The organism is Butyricimonas muris, from assembly GCF_046365375.1.
GTDB classification, from domain to species: Bacteria; Bacteroidota; Bacteroidia; order Bacteroidales; family Marinifilaceae; genus Butyricimonas; species Butyricimonas muris.
Window position 1 is genome coordinate 51027 of record NZ_JBKEIT010000010.1, and the last position, 22632, is coordinate 73658.

The 22632-nt window shown below is 43.6% G+C and carries 17 protein-coding genes; 12 read left to right on the forward strand and 5 right to left on the reverse strand.

Going from position 1 to position 22632, the window contains the following annotated elements:
• Nucleotides 1-10 precede the first annotated feature (10 nt).
• The 5 genes from ACK8P8_RS16010 to ACK8P8_RS16030 are packed head-to-tail and all read left to right on the forward strand — an operon-like array spanning nucleotide 11 to nucleotide 7474.
• Nucleotides 11-4330 (forward strand): cobaltochelatase subunit CobN, encoded by a 4320-nt coding sequence (locus tag ACK8P8_RS16010; protein ID WP_410026056.1) that lies wholly within the window; start codon nucleotides 11-13, stop codon nucleotides 4328-4330.
• Between the two features lie 2 nt (nucleotides 4331-4332).
• Entirely contained in the window at nucleotides 4333-5031 is a 699-nt protein-coding gene (gene hmuT / locus ACK8P8_RS16015) for an HmuT family protein (protein WP_369859557.1), read from the forward strand.
• The gene (locus tag ACK8P8_RS16020; RefSeq protein ID WP_369859558.1) at nucleotides 5031-5633 is read left to right on the forward strand and encodes a MotA/TolQ/ExbB proton channel family protein; all 603 of its coding nucleotides are present in this window, start codon (nucleotides 5031-5033) and stop codon (nucleotides 5631-5633) included. The genes hmuT and ACK8P8_RS16020 overlap by 1 nt, the downstream gene beginning before the upstream one ends.
• Entirely contained in the window at nucleotides 5630-5953 is a 324-nt protein-coding gene (locus ACK8P8_RS16025) for a DUF2149 domain-containing protein (protein WP_099291273.1), read from the forward strand. The genes ACK8P8_RS16020 and ACK8P8_RS16025 overlap by 4 nt, the downstream gene beginning before the upstream one ends.
• A 51-nt stretch (nucleotides 5954-6004) precedes the next feature.
• Nucleotides 6005-7474 (forward strand): sodium:solute symporter, encoded by a 1470-nt coding sequence (locus ACK8P8_RS16030; protein WP_369859559.1) that lies wholly within the window; start codon nucleotides 6005-6007, stop codon nucleotides 7472-7474.
• Here ACK8P8_RS16030 and ACK8P8_RS16035 read toward each other — a convergent pair.
• Nucleotides 7438-8301, reverse strand: coding sequence for a VIT1/CCC1 transporter family protein (locus tag ACK8P8_RS16035; RefSeq protein ID WP_369859560.1), 864 nt, complete (start codon nucleotides 8299-8301; stop codon nucleotides 7438-7440). The genes ACK8P8_RS16030 and ACK8P8_RS16035 overlap by 37 nt on opposite strands.
• Nucleotides 8302-8465: 164 nt before the next feature.
• Nucleotides 8466-9185 (reverse strand): pirin family protein, encoded by a 720-nt coding sequence (locus tag ACK8P8_RS16040; protein WP_186974838.1) that lies wholly within the window; start codon nucleotides 9183-9185, stop codon nucleotides 8466-8468.
• A 140-nt stretch (nucleotides 9186-9325) separates the two neighbouring features.
• Between ACK8P8_RS16040 and ACK8P8_RS16045 the strand changes: the two genes are divergently transcribed.
• Both ACK8P8_RS16045 and ACK8P8_RS16050 read left to right on the forward strand, forming a co-directional pair.
• Complete coding sequence (locus tag ACK8P8_RS16045) at nucleotides 9326-9529, forward strand: hypothetical protein (protein ID WP_186974837.1); 204 nt, start codon at nucleotides 9326-9328, stop codon at nucleotides 9527-9529.
• A gap of 2 nt (nucleotides 9530-9531) precedes the next feature.
• On the forward strand, nucleotides 9532-10137 hold the full coding sequence (locus tag ACK8P8_RS16050) for an ATPase (protein WP_186974836.1): 606 nt from the start codon (nucleotides 9532-9534) through the stop codon (nucleotides 10135-10137).
• Nucleotides 10138-10199: 62 nt separating this feature from the next.
• On the opposite strand, the gene ACK8P8_RS16055 is transcribed toward ACK8P8_RS16050, so the two are convergent.
• Nucleotides 10200-11138 carry a ribose-phosphate pyrophosphokinase gene (locus ACK8P8_RS16055; RefSeq protein WP_099291269.1) on the reverse strand — a complete coding sequence of 313 codons (939 nt, stop codon included), beginning with the start codon at nucleotides 11136-11138 and terminating at the stop codon, nucleotides 10200-10202.
• A gap of 296 nt (nucleotides 11139-11434) precedes the next feature.
• On the opposite strand from ACK8P8_RS16055, the gene ACK8P8_RS16060 reads away from it, so the two are divergent.
• Entirely contained in the window at nucleotides 11435-12808 is a 1374-nt protein-coding gene (locus tag ACK8P8_RS16060; protein WP_186974835.1) for a dipeptidase, read from the forward strand.
• Between the two features lie 145 nt (nucleotides 12809-12953).
• On the opposite strand, the gene ACK8P8_RS16065 is transcribed toward ACK8P8_RS16060, so the two are convergent.
• On the reverse strand, nucleotides 12954-13868 hold the full coding sequence (locus ACK8P8_RS16065) for a helix-turn-helix transcriptional regulator (RefSeq protein ID WP_186974834.1): 915 nt from the start codon (nucleotides 13866-13868) through the stop codon (nucleotides 12954-12956).
• A 568-nt stretch (nucleotides 13869-14436) separates the two neighbouring features.
• Here ACK8P8_RS16065 and ACK8P8_RS16070 point away from each other — a divergent pair.
• The 4 genes from ACK8P8_RS16070 (at nucleotide 14437) to ACK8P8_RS16085 (ending at nucleotide 20823) form a co-directional block, all read left to right on the forward strand.
• Nucleotides 14437-14631 carry a hypothetical protein gene (locus tag ACK8P8_RS16070; RefSeq protein WP_186974833.1) on the forward strand — a complete coding sequence of 65 codons (195 nt, stop codon included), beginning with the start codon at nucleotides 14437-14439 and terminating at the stop codon, nucleotides 14629-14631.
• 54 nt (nucleotides 14632-14685) lie between these two features.
• Nucleotides 14686-15300: a hypothetical protein gene (locus ACK8P8_RS16075; RefSeq protein ID WP_186974832.1), complete on the forward strand. Its 615-nt coding sequence runs from the start codon at nucleotides 14686-14688 to the stop codon at nucleotides 15298-15300.
• Between the two features lie 18 nt (nucleotides 15301-15318).
• Entirely contained in the window at nucleotides 15319-16026 is a 708-nt protein-coding gene (locus ACK8P8_RS16080; protein WP_186974831.1) for a hypothetical protein, read from the forward strand.
• A gap of 183 nt (nucleotides 16027-16209) precedes the next feature.
• Complete coding sequence (locus ACK8P8_RS16085) at nucleotides 16210-20823, forward strand: DUF3320 domain-containing protein (RefSeq protein WP_369859561.1); 4614 nt, start codon at nucleotides 16210-16212, stop codon at nucleotides 20821-20823.
• A gap of 285 nt (nucleotides 20824-21108) precedes the next feature.
• Here the strand turns inward: ACK8P8_RS16085 and ACK8P8_RS16090 are convergent, their stop codons facing one another.
• Nucleotides 21109-22584: a COG3014 family protein gene (locus ACK8P8_RS16090; protein WP_369859562.1), complete on the reverse strand. Its 1476-nt coding sequence runs from the start codon at nucleotides 22582-22584 to the stop codon at nucleotides 21109-21111.
• Nucleotides 22585-22632: the final 48 nt, after the last annotated feature.

The following is a 22632-nucleotide window of genomic DNA, read 5'->3' on the forward strand; positions in this document are numbered from 1 at the left end:
AAGAAAACGGATGAAAAAGAAATGGCTTAAATGGGGATGTCTTTTGGTCGTGATCTTGTTGGGAGTGTGGGGGTATCGTGTATGGTTCGGGACCACGAGGATTGCTTTCGTGAATTTCCAGACGATGACGATGGGGAGTATCGCGAAGGCGAATGACAATTCATTTATTCAATTGCAGGAAGTTCCCGTCGAGGAGTTGGGGCGTTTGTCCGGCTTCGATATGGTGTTCGTGAACGGGATGGGGTTGCGTGTCGTGGAAGAACAGCGGCAGCAGATACAAAACGCGGCGGACAAGGGTGTACCGGTGTTCACGACGATGGCGACGAACCCGGCGAATAATATATGCACGATAGATTCGGTCGATCAGGCTGCCTTGCGGGCTTATCTCGGTAGCGGGGGCAGGCGGAATTACAAGAATTTGCTGAATTACGTGCGGAAGAATATTGACAGGAAGGTGATGATTGCTGTCGAGGAACCGGGGGAGCCGATCGAGCGGGCATCGGATATCCTGTACCATGCGGATTTGGACAAGCCGGGGGAGGAACTGGACTTTCTGTCTGTCGGGGAGTACGAGAAATATTTGAAAGATAAGAAATTATACAGGGATGGGGCGAAAAAAATCGTGGTGACGGGACAGATGGCCGATGCCACGGGGTTAATCGACACGCTGGAACGGGTCGGGTATAATGTTTACCCGGTGTTGTCGTTGCGGCGTTTGCTTGATTTTATCTGGGAGATTGCCCCGGACGCGATAATTAATATGGCGCACGGCCGTTTGGGCGATGACATGGTGCGTTATTTGAAAGAACGTAATATTCTGTTGTTCGCGCCGCTGACGGTGAATAATCTGGTGGAGGAATGGGAACGCGATCCCATGGGAATGTCCGGCGGGTTTATGTCCCAGAGTATTGTTACGCCCGAAATAGACGGGGCTATCCGCACGTCGGCTTTGTTCGCCCAGTATAAGGACAAGGAGGGATTACGCCATTCCTACGCGGAGCCTTCCCGTTTGAGAACATACGTGGAGAATATACAGAAAACGCTTGCCTTGAGGGATAAGCCGAATAGCGAGAAACGGGTGGTGATTTATTACTATAAAGGACCGGGACAGAGTGCCATGAGCGCGGCGGGAATGGAAGTGGTTCCCTCGTTGTACAATCTTTTGAAGAAGATGAGAGAGGAGGGCTACCGGGTGGACGGCCTTCCGGCAAATCACAAGGAACTGGAGAAAATGATCATGGCGGAAGGTGCCGTGTTCGGGACTTATGCCGACGGCGTGGTAGATCGTTTCTTGAAAGAGAGTCACCCTTTGTTGATTTCGAGGGAGGAGTACGAGAGTTGGGTGAAACAAGCCCTGCGCCCGGAGAAATATGCCGAGGTGGTTGCCGCTTTCGGGGAATTTCCCGGGGAATACATGAGTCCCGCTGACGGGATACTGGGAATATCCCGGATACAGTTCGGGAACGTGGTGATAATGCCGCAACCCGCTGCCGGGGGCGGGGATAACGCTTTCCAGATCGTGCATGGGACGGATGCGGCTCCCCCTCATTCTTATATTGCGGCTTACTTGTGGATGCAATACGGGTTCAAGGCGGATGCCATGATACATTTCGGGACGCATGGCAGTCTGGAGTTTACGCCCAAGAAGCAGGCAGCCCTGTGCGATTTGGATTGGCCGGACAGACTCGTGGGCAGTGTGCCTCACTTGTATATTTATTCCATTGGCGACGTGGGCGAGGGGATGATTGCCAAACGTCGGGGATACGGGATGTTGCAATCCTATCTGACTCCCCCGTTTATGGAGAGTAACGTGTGGGGTATTTACCGGAGTCTGACGGAAAAGATAAAGATATACAACCAGAAATTGTACCCGGAGAAGGGTATCGCCAACGCGAAGGACGTGGAGCAGGCTTCCTTGGCGGTGAAAGAGTTGGCGGTTTCCTTGGGCATGCACCGGGAGTTGGGGTTGGATAGCGTGTTGACGGTTCCCTATACCGAGGAAGAGGTTTTGAAGATTGAAAACTTCGCGGATGAACTGGCGGCGGAGAAGGTGACCGGACAGTTGTACTCTATGGGAGTGCCTTACGAGGCTGCCCGGATAGAGTCTTCCGTTTATTCTATGGCGACCGACCCGATTGCTTACGGGTTGTACGCGTTGGATAAGTTGCGGGGAAAGGCGGATGCCGGGGTATTGAAGCGGAAGGCTATTTTTACCGAACGTTATCTGGAGCCGGCGAAGAAGTTGGTCGGGAGGTTGTTGAACGGGAGAGAGAACGTGAACGACGACTTTATTTGCCGCGTGGCAGGAATCACGAGCGGGGAGTTGGCTCAAGCCCGGGAGATTGATGCGGACCGGAACGCGCCCAAGGGGATGATGGCGATGATGATGGCGGCGACGGCAAAGCAACCGACCGTGAAAGATGAAAAGAAGGAAGAGGGGATGTCCGGGATGATGAAGGAGATGATGAAACAGATGGGCAAGGACAAGACTCCCGAGGAGCGATTGGCTATGGCGGAGAAGATGGGAGCGCCGAAAGAGGCGATGGAGAAGATGAAGGCGGCAATGACGAAGCCGAAAGAGGATAAGCCCGATATGAGTGCCATGATGAAAGCGATGATGGGCAAGAAAGCGAAAGAGTACTCGAAAGAGGAGGTGAACAAGGCTCTTGCCATCATGGAGGTGGAGAAGACGTTGAAGAACGTGAATAATTACAAACGGGCATTGGCGGAAAGTCCGGCAGTCGAATTGCAGTCGTTGATGAACGCTTTGAATGGCGGGTACACGGCTCCTTCGCCCGGCGGGGATCCTATCGTGAACCCGAACACGTTGCCGACGGGGCGCAATCTTTTTGCCATTAACGCGGAGGAAACTCCCACGGAGTCCGCTTGGGAGAAAGGGATGCAGTTGGCAAAGAGTACTATCGAGATGTACCGGAAACGGCATGACGGGGAGTTCCCGAAGAAGGTGAGCTACACGCTTTGGTCCGGCGAGTTTATCGAAACGGGAGGAGCCACGATAGCCCAAGTGTTGTATATGCTCGGCGTGGAGCCCGTGCGGGATGCTTTCGGGCGGGTGAGCGATTTGAAGCTGATTCCTTCTGCCGAGTTGGGACGTCCCCGGGTAGACGTGGTGGTACAGACTTCCGGGCAGTTGCGGGATATTGCGGCTTCCCGTCTTTTCCTCGTGAATAGAGCCGTGGAAATGGCAGCGGCTGCCAAAGATGATAAATACGAGAATCAAGTGGCTGCCGGAGTGCTGGAAGCGGAGAGGACATTGATTGATAAGGGAATTTCCCCGAAGGATGCCCGTGAGATTTCGACATTCCGGGTGTTCGGGGGTGCGAATGGCGGTTACGGAACCGGAATCACGGTGATGGTAGAGGCGGGAGATCGCTGGGAGAGTGAATCGGAAATTGCGGCGACTTACTTGAATAACATGGGGGCTTACTACGGTAGCGAGAAGAATTGGGAGAAATTCAGGCAATTCGCTTTCGAGGCAGCGCTAACCCGCACGGACGTGGTGGTACAACCCCGGCAGAGTAACACGTGGGGAGCGTTGAGCCTTGATCACGTGTACGAGTTCATGGGCGGAATGAATCTTGCCGTGCGTAACGTGACGGGGAAAGACCCGGATGCTTACCTGAGTGATTACCGGAACCGGAATAATAACAAGATGCAGGAGGTGAAGGAGGCGATCGGGGTGGAATCCAGAACGACGATATTCAATCCCTCGTATATTAAAGAAAAAATGAAAGGAGAGGCAACCTCCGCATCCGGTTTTACTGAAATTATCCGTAATACTTACGGGTGGAACGTGATGAAACCTTCGGTGATTGACAACGAGATGTGGGACGAGATTTATAACGTGTACGTGAAGGATAAATTTGACCTCGGGGTGCAGGATTTCTTCGAGAAAGTGAGTCCTGCCGCGTTGCAGGAGATCACTGCCATTATGATGGAAACCGCGCGTAAGGGGATGTGGAAGGCTACCGGGCAGCAGTTGGCGGATTTGTCGGAGTTACACACGGATTTGATTAAGAAGTATAAACCGGCATGTTCCGGATTTGTGTGTGATAATGCCAAATTGCGTGATTTTATCGCTTCCAAAGCGACTCCCGAAGCGGCGAAAGAGTACCGGAACAGTATTCAGCAGGTGAGGGAGGTTGCGGCAGACCGGTCCAAAGGGGTGGTGATGAAGAAAGACGAGATAGCCTCGGAAACACAGAAGCGCACGAATCGGGTGAGTACGCCGTGGATAGCGGCAGGGGTGATTGTGGTGTTGATCGGTTTGGCGGTCTTGATGAGGAAAAGACGTAAAAGCAGTATGTAATCATGGATACGATAGTTTGGATTCTGATTCTATTGACGGCATTTAATTTTTTGTTGAAGCAGACCTTTTGGAAACCGGTAGCGACGCTTGTCGCTACCGGTATTGCCGCGGTTTTCGTGTTGCTGGTGTGGCCTTACGCTATCGAGCAATCGAAGACGCAGATCGCGGATTGGTTGTTCGACAATCAGTTGATGCTGGATACATCGGTGATTCTGACACTGGAACTGTCCCTGCAAATGGCTTTTTGCCTGTTGTCGGTTCACGTGGCGAATTTCTCTCCCGTGAAGCGGCGTATGATGTGGGCTTACCGGGTGTTGTACCGGTTCCCGGGGGTGTTGATATTGCCGGTATTGTTTTTCGGGCTCACGCAAACGATATTTACATTCCCGGGTGTGTCGTTTGAATTAATCGCTTGGTTGTTTGCCTTGTTTATCGCGGTAGTTGTTCCCTTGGGACGTTGGTTTATCAAGTGGTTGTTGCCGGAGGCGGAATTGCGGTTGGAATTGTTTTTCCTAACCAATGCTCTGGCGGCCATTCTGGGGATTATTGCTACCGTGAACGGGCGTACAGCCGTGGACGGGACGACGCGAGTTGATTGGTCGGCAATGTCCGGCTGTATCGGACTTTTTGCGGTGGGGGCTGTCGTGGGGTGGAGCGTGTATGTAATAAAAAGAAAACTAACTTTTAAATTGAAAAGATAATGAACGCGATTTCTGATATCATGTTTTGGATATCAACAGGATTGTTGGTGCCTGTTATTGTATTGTTGATTTTATTGTTTTTCCGCTCCCTTTTGCTGGTGGGCAGTTTCTTCGGTCAGTATGTTTCTATTCGCAAGACGGACAAGTTGATCCGGGAGCAGATGGAAACGCTGCATGTGGATAATATCGATCATTTCGGTTCCAAGTTGCCGGAGAAGAGTAGTTCATTGGTGGTGATGTTTATGAAACGGATATTGGCGGAACAGGGGAACAAAGCCCAAGTGCAGCGGTTGTTGGCGAATTTCGAGATTGCCGCCGATAAGGATTTGGCAACTTCCAAGATGTTGACGAAGCTGGGGCCCATTCTCGGGTTGATGGGAACCTTGATTCCCATGGGACCGGCGTTGGTAGGGTTGTCAACGGGTGATATCGCTTCTATGGCTTATAATATGCAGGTGGCTTTTGCCACGACGGTGATCGGTCTGGTGGCGGGAGCTATCGGTTTCCTGACGCAGCAAGTGAAACAACGTTGGTATTTGCAGGATATGACTAATCTGGAATGTTTGGTCGAGGTGTTGAACGAAAAAAATGAACGAAAATGAAACGCAATTTGTTGAAGAAGGAGGAGGATAATGATCCGATTAGCGCGGTATCCAATCTTTTCGACGTGGCAATGGTGTTTGCCGTGGCGTTAATGGTTGCGCTGGTGACTCGCTATAATATGACGGAAATGCTTTCGACAGAGGATTTCACCATGGTGAAGAACCCGGGAAAGGAAAATATGGAGATCATTACCAAGGAAGGTGAGAAGATCAATCGTTACACTCCCTCGGAAAATCAAGACAAATCGGGTAAGCGGGGAAAGAAGGTGGGGATTGCCTATGAACTTGAGAATGGTGAAATTATTTATGTCCCGGAATAGAAAAGGAGCGTAAAGTGACTATATTTGCCGTGGAATTTAAAATAATTGTCTGTGTCCACGAGTGTAGTTTTAGCGATATTGCTGTCTTATTTTCTGTTGTTGATTCTGGTTGGCTTCGTGACAACCAGAAAGGCGAATAGCGAGATGTTTTTTACCGCGAACCGAAATTCGCCTTGGTATCTGGTGGCTTTCGGGATGATCGGGACTACGCTTTCCGGGGTGACTTTTATTTCCATTCCCGGGGAGGTCGGCAATACGCATTGGACGTATTTGGCAGTGGTTGCGGGCAATTGCGTGGGGTATATCGTGATTGCCCTCGTGCTTTTGCCCTTGTATTATAAACAGAATCTGGTTTCCATTTACTCGTGGCTGGGTTCCCGATTCGGGAAGAAAGCCCGGTTGACGGGTTCTTTTTTCTTTATCGTGTCGCAGTTGGTGGGGGCTTCCTTCCGCTTGTTCTTGGTCGTGGGGGTGTTACAGTTGGCTTTTTTTGACGCAGTGGGGATTCCGTTTCCCGTGACGGTGTTTGTCACGATTGCTTTCGTGTGGATTTATACCGTGCGGGGAGGTATAAAAACGATCGTGTGGACGGATGCCTTGCAGACGATATGTATTCTGGTGTCGGTCGGTCTGACGATTGCCGTGGTGAATAAAGCGTTGGATCTCGATTTTTCATCGGCAGTGGCGGCGGTGAAAGAGAGTCCTCTCTCGCGAGTGTTCGATTTTGACTGGCGTTCGGGGCAGAACACTGTGAAGCAGTTCTTGGCGGGAATAGCGATCACGGTCAGTTTGAACGGGTTGGATCAGAATATGATGCAGAAGAATCTGACTTGCCGTTCCCTGCGGGATTGTAAGACGAATATGTTCACGTTTTCGTTTCTCTTTCTGGTGACGAATTTGTTGTTTCTTATGCTGGGAGCCTTATTGTACATGTATGCCGAACGGGAGGGGATCGTGTTGCCGGGGAAGTCGGACGATGTGTTCCCGTTTTTATCGTTAAATTATTTCGGTACGGCGGCGGGAATATTCTTTTTGCTGGGAATCACGGCGGCGGCTTATTCTTCTGTCGATTCTTCGCTGACCTCGTTGACAACCTCTTTCTGTATTGATTTTTTGAAAATAGATCCCCGGAATAAGCGGGATAAGAGAAAGCGTATGGGGGTGCATGTCGTTTTCTCTTTGTTGATGATTTTTGTCGTGGTACTTTTCCGGGAGTTGAATAATTCGAGCGTGATTTTGGCTCTTTTTAAAGCGGTGGGGTACACGTACGGTCCGTTGCTGGGGCTTTTTGCCTTCGGGTTGACTACCCGCTGCCAAGTGCGGGAAAAGTATATTCCTCTCGTGTGCTTGATTTCCCCGGTGCTGTCTTACGTGGTGAATTGTTACTCGGAAGAACTGCTTTTCGGGTATAAGTTCGGTTTCGAGATTCTTTTGCTCAACGGGTTGCTGTGCTACCTCGGACTGTTGCTTATCCGGGAAAAGCGTCATAAGTCTATGCCCGTGACGACTCTTAAAGCGTAACCGATACCGAAACTGATTGCCGCTATGCCAAGGCTGATCGCCGCCATTTCGAGAAAGCGTTTTCTGAAGTTTTCGTCTTTCACGATAGAATAGTAATAGTTGAATATCGCGATGATCGTGATTGCCCCGGTAAGGCAAACGACCAATGCCCGGTACGGGTTCGACATGACGACGAAAGGCATGATGAGTACGACTACCGTGATGATATAAGCTATTCCGGTGTATATTGCCGCTTTTATCGCGTTCTTCCCGTCATTCTCTGCGCGGGAGGAAAGATATTCGGAAGCCGCCATGGAGAGGGCGGCGGCAATACCCGTGATACTTCCGGTCAAGGCTATCAGTTTGGGATTTTGCAGGGCGAAAGTGTAACCTGCCAAGGCTCCCGTGAATTCTACCAGAGCGTCGTTCAGTCCCAGTACCACTGCTCCCATGTAATTGAGCCCTTCTTCATCAAGCAGTCCGATGAGTTTGCTCTCGTGTACTTCTTCCTCGTCTGCCATGGTCTGCAAATCTTTCTCGTCCGCCCATTTACGATAGGAGTCTTGCGCGTGAACTTCTCCTTTCTCCATGAGCTTTATTCCGAAAGTAAGACCGAAAAAACGGGCAATCAACACGTAGAGTGTGATTTTCCAGTGCTTGGGAGAAGGGCTTTTGCCCGTGTATTTTTTTAGAATATGGTAGTGTTTGAGTTCCTCGGCGGATAACTCCTTCAATACTTCGCTGTTGTGCGTGTCCTTTTGTATGTTTGCCAGTCGGCTGTAAATTTTACTTTCTGTGATTTCATTTACTTGAAAGTCAACAAGTTGTTTTATATCTTCCGGTGTCATTTGTGTTCTTTGTTTGAAAAATGATAATACTGGTTTTTCCTTACGGGATAGATTTGTTTTAGTTTGTAAAAGTACTCTTTTTTTAGAGGAGGTTAACTTGATACAGGGTTGACATGAAAAAAACCGTATCCCCAAAGATACGGTTTTTTCACGTGTGTTATATATTATTGATAGGGTGGAACTTCTATAAATAATACCCGTGATTTTTCTGTGGCTTTGAATTCGACTTCTTCCGTGTCATACACGCCTACACCGTCACGGCGTTTCAATTCCAGCTCCTTTATCGTGATGCCGCCCTCGATGATGAAAATGTAGACGCCAAGGCTGTCTTTTGATTTCATCTTGTAGCTTTGCAGCACGTTTTTGTCCAAATGGCCGATGGAGAACCAAGCCTGTTGATATATCCATAGCCCTTTGGCGTTCCCGGGGTAGGGAGATACAATTTCACTGATTTCGTTGCGTTGTACCAGATCGGAAATAATGGCGTTCTCGTATCGGGGCGGAACGTTTTTCTTGTTCGGGAATACCCATATCTGCAAGAACTCGGTGGGACGGTCGTCGTTCCGGTTGTACTCGCTGTGCATGATACCCGTTCCGGCACTCATTACTTGTATTTCACCCTCTTGAATGGTATCCTTGTGACCGAGGCTGTCCTGATGTTCCAAATCCCCTTTTAACGGGATGGAAATCACTTCCATGTTCTGGTGCGGGTGCAGGTCAAATCCCGTGCCGCCTTCAATCCGGTCGTCGTTGAGAACTCGTAAAGCCCCGAAATTAATGCGTTGCGGGTTGTAGTAATCCGCGAAACTGAATGTATGGTGGGTTTTTAACCACCCGTGGTCGAAAAATCCCCGGCTTTCAGCTCTATGTAATATTGTTTTCATTGTCTTTTATTTTTGGTGTATAGATTGTTGTACGTGAGAATGTGGAAAGGGTTTTCTTGTGTTGTTTTTTGGAGGATTGAGGATTAGAGTTGGTTATCTCTTTTAAAAAGATTATATTTGTACATACTAAAAGTTTGATTATGTCAGAAAAAGAAATGAACTCTTATCGTTTGACGGGTTTGGAAGAACCATCAGATGAAATGCTTGCTACTTTAATGAAGGAGGTAGCAGAAGAAGCTAAGCGTAAGTCAGAAGAAGCTCATAAAAAGTTTTTTCAAGAAATAAGGGATTATATCCGTGGACATCAAGCGGAGTGGAGCAAAGAGTATAATGTGAGTTTTTAATAATGAGTGATTTTCATAAACCGGTACTTATTGTCATTGCGGGGCCTAATGGCTCTGGTAAGACATCTGTTACTTCAAAAATTCTTCATCATGAATGGATGGAAAATTCGATTTATATAAACCCAGATATTGTTGCTCAAGAAAAATTTGGTAACTGGAATTCTAGAGAGGCGGTGATGCAAGCCGTGAAATATTGCGAAGATTTACGAGAGGATTGTTTGATAAAACGACAGAGCCTTATTTTTGAAACGGTTCTTTCTGTTGAAGACAAGGTTAATTATATTTATAGAGCTATTGATGCGGGTTTTTTTGTTCGTTTCTTTTTTGTTTGTACAGAGTCTCCTACGATAAATGCTGCACGAATTGCTGGTAGGGTAATGGAAGGGGGGCATGATGTTCCTATTACCAAGATTATTTCAAGATATCAGAAATCTATTTCTAATTGTTGTTTAGTTTCTAAATTAGTGGATAGAATGTATATTTATGATAATTCAATAGAGGATAAAGAAGCTACATTATTATTTCGCTCGATGAAAGGGCGATTAACAAAACAATACGTAGAAATCCTTCCGGAATGGGCAGTCCCGATTTATGATTGTAATTTATAATCAAATAGAAATGGTGTAAGTTTTAACTTACACCATTTCTATTTGATATTTTGTAACGAAAATTACATAAGGAAATGGTCGCTAATGGACTTGTGCTCGTAAATGTTGCGGATAGTGTCTGCAAACATCGGGGCGATAGGCAATACCTTGATTTTCGAGCATTCTTGTTTTTGCGGAATGGAATCCGTGAAGATCACTTCCGTGAGTTTTGAATTCTCGATGTTCTCGTATGCTTTGCCCGAGAGAACGGCATGAGTAGCCACGGCACGTACACTGGCTGCTCCCGCCTCAACGAGCATATCGGCAGCCTTGCAAATTGTTCCCGCAGTATCAATCATATCATCCACGATGATAATGTTTTTGCCTTCAACATCTCCGATTACTTTCATGTCGGCTACTTCGTTGGCTCTGATACGGGTTTTGTGGCAAATGATTAAGCCCGAATCGAAGTATTTTGCCCACGAATTAGCTCGCTTGGCACCACCGATGTCAGGAGAAGCTATGGCGAAATCTTTTAATCCCAACGATTTGATGTAAGGAATCAATATCGTGGAACCGTACAAGTGATCTACCGGAATATCGAAAAATCCTTGGATTTGATCGGCATGCAAGTCCATCGTCATTACACGGTCTACCCCGGCAGCTTGCAGCATATTGGCTACAAGTTTTGCCCCGATGGCAACACGCGGCTTGTCTTTCCGGTCTTGACGGGCAAACCCGAAGTAGGGAATTACCGCGATTACCTTATAGGCTGACGCTCTTTTAGCCGCGTCAATCATCAAGAGTAACTCCATGAGATTATCACTTGGCGGGAAGGTTGATTGAACGATAAACACATGTTCCCCTCTCACCGTTTCGTCGAAAGAGGTGACGAATTCTCCGTCACTGAATCTTGTAAACGTTTTTTTACCGAGCTCAAGCCCAAGAGAACTAGCGATGCTTTCCGCAATGTATCGACTGTTTTCTCCGGCGAAAACTTTAATTTCGGGCAAATTTGACATATCTAAATCATTAGTTGAAACACTTGGCAAAAATAGAAAATTAATCTTAGATAGCATGTTGAAATGTTGAAAAGTTTCGATAAATACGTTTGTCAAAACAGTTACAAGTTACAACTTAGCAAGTTGCAGGTTCTGGGTATTGAACTTATAACTTGTAAACCTGTAACTTGCAACCGGGTGAAGGAATTAAACGGCAGCGTTTTTTACACGTACCGTTTGATTCCTTCACCCGAATATATTATATTTACACGGCGAAAGCGTGTTTATTATTTATTAATCAATATATATTCAAGTAAATGGAAGAAATCAAAAAGTACGTGGAAGAGAACAAGGAGCGTTTCCTGAACGAGTTGTTCGAGTTAATCCGGATTCCTTCAATCTCTTCATTGTCCGAGCATAAGCCGGATATGTACCGTTGTGCCGAGCAATGGACCAAGATCATGTTAGCCGCCGGGGCTGACCGGGCAGAAGTGTATGAAACAGACGGAAATCCCGTGGCGTACGGGGAAAAGATCGTAGATCCCGCTCTCCCGACCGTGTTGGTTTACGGGCACATGGACGTGATGCCGGTTGATCCGATCGACTTGTGGAACACGAAGCCTTTCGAACCCGTTATCAAGGACGGTAGGATTTGGGCTCGTGGGGCTGACGATGACAAGGGACAGGCTTTCATGCATGCCAAGGCTTTCGAGTATCTCGTGAAGTCCGGCAAGTTGAATTGCAACGTGAAATTCATGATCGAGGGAGAGGAAGAGATTGGTTCTCCTAACCTGCCGAAGTTCTGCAAAGAGCATAAAGATATGCTGAAAGCTGACGTGATTCTGGTTTCCGACACGAGTATGATCGCTCCCGATGTACCTTCTATCACGACCGGGTTGAGAGGTTTGGCGTACTGGCAGGTAGAAGTGACCGGACCGAACGCTGACTTGCATTCCGGTATTTTCGGTGGTGCGGTGGCAAACCCGATCAACGTGCTGTGCAAGATGATTGCCGAGATGCAGGACGAGAAAGGACATATCACGATACCCGGTTTTTACGACGATGTGCTGGAAGTAAGTGCCGAGGAACGTGCTAAAATGGCAAAGGCTCCGTTTAATTTGGAAGATTACAAGAAATCTCTCGATATCAAGGAGGTAAAAGGCGAAGAAGGATTCTCCACTAACGAGCGCACGGGTATTCGCCCGACGTTTGACGTTTGCGGTATCTGGGGCGGTTACACTGGAGAAGGTGCAAAAACCGTTTTGCCGTCAAAAGCTTATGCCAAGATTAGCTGCCGCTTGGTTCCGAACCAGAAGCACGAGAAAATTGCGAAATTATTCAAGGAATATTTCGAGTCTATCGCTCCCGATTACGTGAAGGTAAAAGTGGAATACCTGCATGGGGGACCTTCTTACGTGTGCCCGATTGACCTTCCGGCTTACGCGGCTGCCGAAAAAGCATACGAGGAAGTGTACGGAAAGCAACCCGTTCCGGTACGTTCCGGCGGAAGTATCCCAATCATCGCCACTTTCGAAGAAGTGTTAGGCATCAAGTCTGTGCTGATGGGCTTCGGTTTAGGTTCTGACGCTATCCACTCGCCGAACGAGAACTACCCGTTGGAGCAGTTCTACAACGGAATCACGACCATCCCGTTATTCTACAAGTATTTCGGGGAGATTATGAAGAAGTAAGGCACTTTAATTTAACAAGAAAATCGCCAAATCCGTTACTTGGGTTTGGCGATTTTTTGTCTCTTATATTTAATGTATTTGTGATGTATGGTTGTTTGGTGATTCCAATAATCCAAGGTAAAAGGTCGTGAATTTCTAGGGGCTTTCAGGAATTGCGTAGTAAGGCTTGCCGATAGATTTCGTTGATTCTTGCCTTGAGATTTAATGGTTGAATAACTCGCAGGGAGCGGCTTCTAGAAAGGAGTTCCATGACAAAATCGTTCGTGACGCGCAAGCGAAGGGTGATGGTGAACTCGTCGGGAGTGTCTTTTATGATTTGTTGCGAGTGGTGGAAGGGTTTCGTTTTTATGTATTGCCCGTCAAGGGCGTCAAACGATAGGGTGATGTCCTCGACGGGGAATTTCTCGTCGTTTATAATCCCGAAAGAATCCCGGAAGGAGCGATTGATGTCGATAGCGTTATTTCTCTTGAAAGCGCACGGGGTGATATTTAAGTTCGTGATGTAGTTTAAGCTGAATGTTTTAAATATGTTCGAACCGGATTCTTTCCCGATTAGGTACCAGCGTCCCCTGCATTCTTTCACGGCGTATGGTTCTACTTCGCGGGAGGTCATTAATTGTTCTCGGAATTTGTAGTAATTGAAAGTGATAAGCCGATTTTCTTTCATCGCTTGAACAAGGGGGTAGAGGTGTTGTGTACCGGAAGGGTGATGGTGTTCCGGGAAAACAAAGCGGGATAGCCCGTTGTCCGCGTTCAGGGAGTTTAGAATCTCGAAAGATTCCAGGAAGCGGGCGATTCCCTCCGGGTCGTTTGCCTCGTCATTGTCGGGGATGTAGTATCCTTTTCTTCGGTTGTCCCATTCTATGGCAAAACCGAGTTTGTCGCGTATTTCTTGTAAATCCCGTTTCAGGGTGCGGGTAGAGAAGGAGGTGGCTTCCGAGTCGTGTAGAACGAGTTGCCGTGACACGTGTTCGATTAATTCTTTACTGGAGATGTAAGGGTGTTCCTGTACGTCGCGGATGATGTATAAATATCGCTTGGTGTAGTCGCTTTTTGCCATAATATGTCGTGTAAAACGGTTTAAAGATAATATTTTTTTCGAGTGCGTGCCATACTCTGTCCCTGTTCCCGTTTTTCTTTGTCATAAATTAAAGTTCTTGCAACAACCCACGGACGTTGTTTATTTCGTGATAAAATTGTAAATTTGTTGCATCACGGGCATGGAGATGTCACGTGGTGGATATATTTTATATTGAAGCGTTTTGTTTGATTCTTGGTAAAGAAAGTCTGGTAAATTTTCAAGGTACAGGAACACAAACGAATGACGTTCATGCTTGCCGTATATGTATTTCATATATACCGGTTAAGCGTGGGTTGTTGTTTATTTGTACCAATGGTTTACCAGAGCCACTTTACCGGATAAGCATACAGTACCCACGCTTTTTTCGTGTATATATTTTTCCGCATCGGGGACTGGCGGAAGGAATAAAAATGAGAAAAAAATGATGAAGTTACATGAAGCTATCGAGAAAGTCTTGAAAGACTAAAAAAACTAATAACAGCGGCAGAAATTATGTTTGAGAAGAAAGGCGAGTATATTAAGTTATCTTGTTGTTAATTGCGGGATTATGATTATTGCGATTTGTATTGTAGGTTTAGCGTTGTTGGTATTAGGTGCAGCAGCGGCTAAAAAGCCGGAGCCCATGACTCATGAGGAGATGGTAAAAAAGAATGAAGAAAGGGCTAATCGGGTAACGGGATGTGTATTTTCTATTATAGCCCTTCTAATGTTAGTAGGGATTATAATATCTTTATTCGAGTAGTAGAGAATATTTTGTAAGGAATTCATCAAATAGTAAATAACTAAAAAATGTTGTATGGCAATTACAGTTTACAATTTATTGAAAGAGGTAGGATTGAATCCTACGAATTTGAAACGAGTGAGATGGGGTGAACGATTTACTTGTCAAGAGATAGGAATTTATATCATTTCAACTTCTTGCGATGCATCAGAAGATAGAAAACTTTATTCGTTAGCTCCGATTGATGAAAAAATATTAGCTTTTTGGTTGAATAAAGTTTCCTGTTTGCAATTGGATAATAAACGTCCGAGTATACAGGAATTAAAGAAACGACTTACTGATTTTGGGTTACCAGATGAGAATATTCTTTATATTGGTCAGACTGAAAATACATTGGCTAAACGAGTAAGTCAATATTATACGACAGAATTAGGTGATGCAAAGCCTCATGCCGGAGGACATTGGATTAAAACATTAAAAATATTGCATGATTTGTGGGTGTATTATATACCTTGTTCTTCCCCGAAAGAGAAAGAAGAACAACTTTTAGCGTGTTTTGGGAAACAAGTATCAAAAGATTCATTGCAAGGTTTGCCAGATAAAAATCTTGTTCTTCCTTTTGCTAATTTAGAGTTAAGTAGAGGAAGAAGAAAAATGCATGGTATACGCAGTTCAACATTGAAGAAATAACAACAAGATGATGCAAGCATGATTACAGAATATTTTACCGGTAAGGAGATATTAGAAGAGTTAAAAAAAGAAGACAAAGAGATTGGGGCTTATTTATCTCGGGAACAGAAAAAGATTGTCCGATTTTTTTGTCATCGGACAGTCTTTCCCGTGATGACTTCCTTGGATTATCGTTCCAAGGGAGGTAATCAGTATATAGTCTTTTTGGAGTGTAAAGAGAGGCGATGGAGGAATGATTTTGGCCATTTGCTTTATCATGCTGTTTGTATTTATAATAATGGTGGTGCTTGTGCGGCTATTTTGAATACGGATTTTGACGAAGTGAACGGACAAGCTGGTTTGGATATTTTTTCGGCTCACGTGTTTTCACGTTACCGGAAACGTCTTTTGAAAGACGATAATATCTCGAATAAAGAGTTGATAAGAAGTTTCTTTATGCGCAATATCGGTGTTGCGTGGAAAGAGGGGATAGCCGAAAATCACATGGAAGGAAGTACCCAAGATGGAGTGCTGTTCGCTATACAACAAGAGAATGTTTGTATGATTAAAACCTTCGTGACATTTGATATGTTATTCGAGAGTCAAAAAGAATTGAAAGAAGAGTTGCAAGAAAATTATCTTGATATGAAGAACACGATGACAGATAGTTTGCTGCAAGAACTAGAAATAACAGCTCCGGATGCGTTGGAAAAATATATCGAGCGCTTAAAACGGACGGTAAAATGAATATCACGTTATGGGAACAGTCGAAGTTATGGTTATTTTGTAAATGAAGTTTTTGTACTAATCTGTATATATTGTTTGTTTCATGATAAAATTATAAGTTTGTATGTCATAGAATTTACTTGTTGTTAAAATGTTGCGTGAACAATAAAAATTTGATGTGTTTAATTATTAAATAAAAATTGTATGGGGAGCAAGCTACATAATCGCATAAAAACTTGGAAAAAACTTTTGTTAGATTTTGGTAAAAGAAATAGGCTTATAAATTTCAAAGATGGTAAGCGCTCTAATGTTGAGATTGTGATGCCTTCGTACAAGCCCCTATACGACTTGATTGCTGTGCATGAAAAGGAGGTAATTTTTCCATATGCAGGTAAAGTTCGTGTCAATGAAAATGGAGAAGAAGTGTACAATGCTGTAATAGAAGGTAATGTAGAAACGACAAAAACAGTAGGTGAATTACAAAAAACACTTAAAATGTTGAGATATAGAGCTAATACTTCTATTGAAGAACAGGGAATTAATACTTTATACCTTGCTTTTGGTTTGTTAAAATGGACAGAGAGAGAAGATTCTTCCCAAACTTTTGCATCACCGTTGATACTTGTTCCTGTAAAACTTACGATTGATTCATTGACATCTCCCTATAAATTGCTTTTGCATGAAGATGAAATTGTCGTGAATCCGACATTAACATACAAGTTAGATAATGATTTTTCGATTAAAATTCCCGGATTTGATAATACCCAAGATGATATAGAGAGCTATTTCGAGCACGTGGAGAAAATGATAGCAAAGAGGGGATGGTCTGTTGATCGTTGTGTAAACTTAACAAACTTGTCATTTCTTAAGATAAATATGTATAAGGATCTTGAGAACAACAAAGAGAAGTTGCAAGCCAATCCGATAATTTCAGCGATAGCGGGGGAGCATGAGCCTATTAGTTTTCCTGCAGAATTGAATAATTATGACCATGATACGAATACACGCCCTATAGATATTTTTCAAGTTGTGGATGCAGATTCTAGTCAGCAAGATGCGATTTTACTATCAAAGGCTGGGAAAAGTTTTGTGTTGCAAGGTCCCCCGGGAACAGGTAAAAGTCAAACTATTACTAATATTATTTCAGAAGCATTGGCTGATGGGAAAAAAGTATTGTTTGTATCTGAAAAAATGGCAGCATTGCAAGTCGTGTATAAGCGACTTGCAAATGTTGGATTAGCGGATTTTTGTTTTACTCTTCATAGTCATAAAGTTAGTAAAAAAGAAATACTTAATGAACTTGCGAACGCTATAGCAATAGACCGAAAGAGAGTGCGTGAAGAAGCATTAGTGCGATTGGATATGCTTGAACGCAAACGTTCTATACTTAATGATTATCAAAAAGAATTACATACACCTTGTTCAGCTTTGAACAATACGATATTCAATATTAATGGTAGGTTGGCTAAGTTAGATGATGTTCCAGAATACATTTTTGAGATAACGGATGTAGAGAATACCACAGAATTACAATTGGGTGAAAAAATATATTTACTTTCAGAATTGGCAAAAACTATTGATAACAATAATGTATGGAAAGATGCCACGATACCTTATTTATCCAATGAATTGCGACATGATATAGATGCTAAGATTAATTCTATTGTGGCAATTCTGCCTGATATTGAAAAAGATTTGCTAGTTTGTAGTCAAGAGTTAGGAATTTCTATCACACCGTCTTTATCTGGGTTAGATTTTGCAATGGAATTGCTTAGAATTGCGGCAAAATCACCTCTGACATTGAAAAAATGGGTGTATCAGGATGATTTTGAAGAATTGGAAAGTAAACTCGCAGAACATAGGGAATTGTGTGAGTCATATGTTGTTCAAAAAACAACTATCTTAAAAGAATTTGATAGAGAAATTCTTGGGCTGGATTACTATCCTATTTTGCAAAGATTTCGAAGTGACTATAACACTTTTATGAGAAAACTGAAAAGTGGATATCGTAAAGATATTCAACTGCTTAATCGTTTTTCAAGTACGGGTGCGAAACTTGATTACAATGAAGCCATAGAATTGTTGAATAATATCAAATCGTATCATGAAAAACTTGATTGCGTGTTAAGTCAAGAGGGTATAATGAAAACTTTGTATGAGGGATATTATTGTGATGAAAATACAGACTGGGGTGAGATAAATGATTCTGTTGAATTCGCAAAAGAGTTAAGAGGCTTTATAAGTAGGTTTTCTATGCCGGAAATTCTTGTTGAGAAAATTTGTGGAGATAATTCAACTATTGCATATTGTAAGAATAGTTTATTGTCATTGACTGCTCTTTATGATTCTATTCATTCACAATTAGAATGGTTTTTTTCCTTGTTTGATAATGTGGAGTCATTCAAGGACTGTGGAATTGGTGAGTTGACAACTCGATTGTCTGAATGTAAAGATAAAAAACATCTTTTAGAAAAATGGGTTGATTATAGAGCTAATAAAGAAAAATGTAATGCTGCAGGATTAACGTCATACTTACAACAAATAGAGGAGAATGTAATAGATGCGAATCTTATTGTAAATGTTTATTTGAAACGTTTTTATAGATTGTGGCTCGATTCTGTTTTGTTGAAATTTCCTGCAGTACAGAATTTTCGAGGAAGAATTCAAGAACAAGTGATTGGAGAGTTTTGTCAATTAGATAAAGAACAATTTGTGATTGCTCAGGCAAGGGTACGGGAGCGTGTTGTTGCACGGATGCCGGATTTTAACACTATTACTTCGACGAGAGATGAAATAGGAATATTGAAACGAGAATTGAATAAGAGGCGAAGGTTAATGCCGCTTCGTAAATTGTTTATGGCTATTCCTAATCTTGTAACGGCATTAAAACCTTGTTTTATGATGTCACCATTATCGGTTAGTGTGTTCCTTGAAGCAAAGAGTTATGATTTTGATTTGGTGATTTTTGATGAGGCTTCACAAGTTCATACAGAGGATGCTATAGGGGCTATAATGAGAGGTAAGCAGGTTATAATAGTTGGAGATGCAAAGCAACTTCCACCGACAAATTTCTTTGCGGTGTCTTTGAATGATGAGGAATACGATATTGATACTAATGATGAAGAACAGGATAATGATGCTGGTGCATTTGATTCAATCCTTGATGAAGCTTTAGCCGTGTTGCCTGAGAGAAGTTTGCGTTGGCACTATCGTAGTCGTCATGAGCACCTTATTGCATTCTCAAATGCCAAGATTTATAATCATAGTTTAATTACGTTTCCGTCAATAATAGATAAAAGTCCCAACTTTGGCGTTGAATATATTTATGTTGCGGATGGAGTGTATGATAGAGGGGGTAAAAAAAATAACCTTGCGGAAGCTAAGCGTGTTGCCGATTTAGTGTTCGAACATTTTCAAAATTTTCCAGAAAGGTCATTAGGTGTTGTAACTTTTAGTGAGGCGCAACAAGCCGCAGTGGATATGGCAATAAGGCAGAAACGTCATGAAAATGATGCATTCGAGAGTTTCTTTGTTGAAGATAAAGAGGAAGCTTTTTTTATCAAGAATTTGGAAAATGTACAAGGGGATGAACGCGACACAATTATTTTTAGTATTGGCTATGCAAAAGACAATAGAGGTATAATGTATATGAATTTTGGACCGCTTAGTAGAGATGGTGGTTATCGTCGTTTGAATGTAGCAATTACTCGAGCTAAGTATAATGTTAAATTGGTCGGTTCTATTATGCCCATTGATATAGATGTAGCTAAGGTTGAGTCAGAGGGAGTCAAGATGTTGCGTTCTTATATAGAGTTTGCTCAGCAAGGTGTTGTTGCTTTACAAAAAGAATTATCTTATAGTGATTTACCTGTATTTGACTCTCCTTTTGAAGAATCAGTATATGATTTTTTAACTTCAAAAAAATATGAAATTGTTACACAAGTAGGATGTTCTGGTTTTAGGATAGATATGGCAATAAAAAATCCTCAGCGTAGAGGTGAATTTGCAATTGGTATAGAGTGTGATGGTGCAACCTACCATAGTTCAAGAACTGCTCGTGAAAGAGATAGGTTACGTCAAACCATATTGGAAGATATGGGTTGGGTAATTTATCGAATATGGTCTACTGATTGGATAAAAAATCCAGAAATCGAGAAAGAAAAATTGATTCAAGTAGTTGAGAAAGCTTTATGCAAAATTAATATCGATAAGTTAAGCGATAGTAATGTGTTGGAAGCGGTTTCGTGTTTGGATGTAGAAGAGGAGGTCGAAGAAAAGGAGATGGTTAATAGCGATAGTAAAGGTTTTTCCAACTATGTATATGCAGATATAAATGTGTTAGAAGAATTGCCAGTTACACGTGCAATAAAAAGAGTAGTGGAAATAGAACAACCGATACATCTTGAGGAGTTATGTCGTAGAGTTGCACCATTATACGGGAGGCAAAAAGTTACTTCTAGTGTCGTCGATGAGGTTACATATCAAATAAAGAAGCAATTGACTAATGATGTACAAATAGGTAAAGATTTATTTGTGACAATTAGGAATTTTAATACGCCTGTCGCTAGAAAAACTTTGGATGCTCCTCGTAAAATTGAATATATATCACAAAGTGAACTTGTTGAAGCCTTGCGAATTGTAATTGGACATAGTTTTGGTATAACTCCCAATGATTTATTTTTAGTTACTGCAAGGAATTTAGGATATAAGCGTACATCTGTTAATATCATATCTAGTATCGAAAAGGCATACAAGACTATGTTAAGAAAAGGTATGGTAAAAGAGATTGAAGGTAAGGTTTCTTTAATAAATGATTAAAATTAAGAGAATTCCTGTTATTTAGTAGTAATTTTGAGTTATTAAAGAAGTTGTGTGTGTTATTCTGTAAGGATTCCTGCCGAATTCGGCTTGCGAACGTTGAATAAAGCCGACTTATAGTCGAGTCAAAGTTGAGTTAAAGCCGATAGGTATCGGGTTTGTGCGTGGTGGGAAACGAGAATAAACTTCGTGTGTTGGAGGAATGCGGGAGGATTTCAACCTTAAAAGGGGTAAAATATGTCTTTTGCTAGAATGGTATTTGCTCGGGTATATTACGCGGGTGGGTTAAAATTGGCGGGAATCCATGGTTTGGAATACATGGAAGCGGGTTTTCTTGCCGCCACCCTCGATGGTGATTTGGTCCGTGTTGCGGGAGCCGTTGCGGGTGGTGAGTTGCAGGGAGATGTTGTTTGTTCCGGCGTCGAGGGGGATACGCGTGTAAGAGATGGAATAGGGGAGAGTCTGCCAGTTGCGGGTATCCGCTTTTTCTGTCAGAGAGTTGGCGATGCCGACGGCGAATCCGAGCCATTCGTTTTGCTTTCGAGCCGTGTATTCGAGTCCCTTTTTTGCCGCGACACGTAGGAGTGACGTGGAAAACTCGCGTACCATACGGTCACGCAGGGTTTTGAATGCAATCTCGTTGATGTTTTCGGCAATTTCGAGGGGGTAGGTTTTGGCATCAAGCACAAGGGAGCCTTTGGCGTACAAGGGCGGGCGTTCCATGTATTTGGGGAAGGCGACTCTTAACATTTGCAGGTTGGCAATGCTTTGGCGGTCGGAATCCGAGTAGCGGGAGTCGAAAAAGAAAGGAAAGGCGAATCCGAATTCGTCGTTGTGGAACACGATAGCCCCATCACCTCTTTTCTGTTTGGCGAAATTGATACTCCACTCCGCTTTCACGGGTCCCACCCCGTTCAGCCAGAAAAAGACGAGTTGCCCATTCGCAGAGGTAGGGGTATGTTTGTAAGTGGTGTTGAACTCTTTTTCGTATTGCTTCAATTCTGTCGTGAAGCCACAATTGTACGCGGAACGCATCAAGTCTTGTTTTAATTGTTCCGGGGCTTGTACGCCGAAGTTCTTCACGTAGTCGGATTGATATACCTCGTAAGCGTTACGGTAGGCGATGAAAGCGTTGTTGGCGTCGCCCGATGCATCGTAAATCAATCCCATAAGCAAGTGGGCGAAAGCGTCCCGCTGATAACGATTTTTGTGGTCGGGATACTTGTCGTTCAGTTGATTTAGTTTGATGTTTATTTTCCTGACTTCGACTAACGCACCTTCCATGTCATTCAAGTCAAGATAATTCAATGCCTTGTAGAAATTAATCATGATTACCTCGAAGTCTTCTGGTTGGTAGGGACGCATTTCGGGATTCGTTACCAAGGCTGCCGCTTCTGCCCCGAGATTGCGGTGTTGCTCGTCAATCAAGTTTTCGGCGGTTTCAAAGTACTTGTTACTATTCTCGGGTTGCCCGAGCATGAACTCCACGTATCCCTTGTTCAAGTAATAAAGAATCCGGTTTTTCCCGGTGGCTTGTTTTTTATCTTTATCCAGTAGCTTGTTTGCCTTTTCGAAGTTTCCGGCAGTGACTGCCGATTGGAATTCAGCCGTGCGCTGGTACCACGTGGCACACCCGGAAAAGAGGAAGAGGATGATAATGAGTCCAAAGAGTTTGTAAGGTTTATAAAGTTTATAAGGTTCATAAGGTTTATGAATCCTTATTGTATTTCTACTGAAGCATGAATGATGAATGTGTATCATTATGGGACTACTTTATAAACTTTATGAACCTTATAAACTTTGCGAACT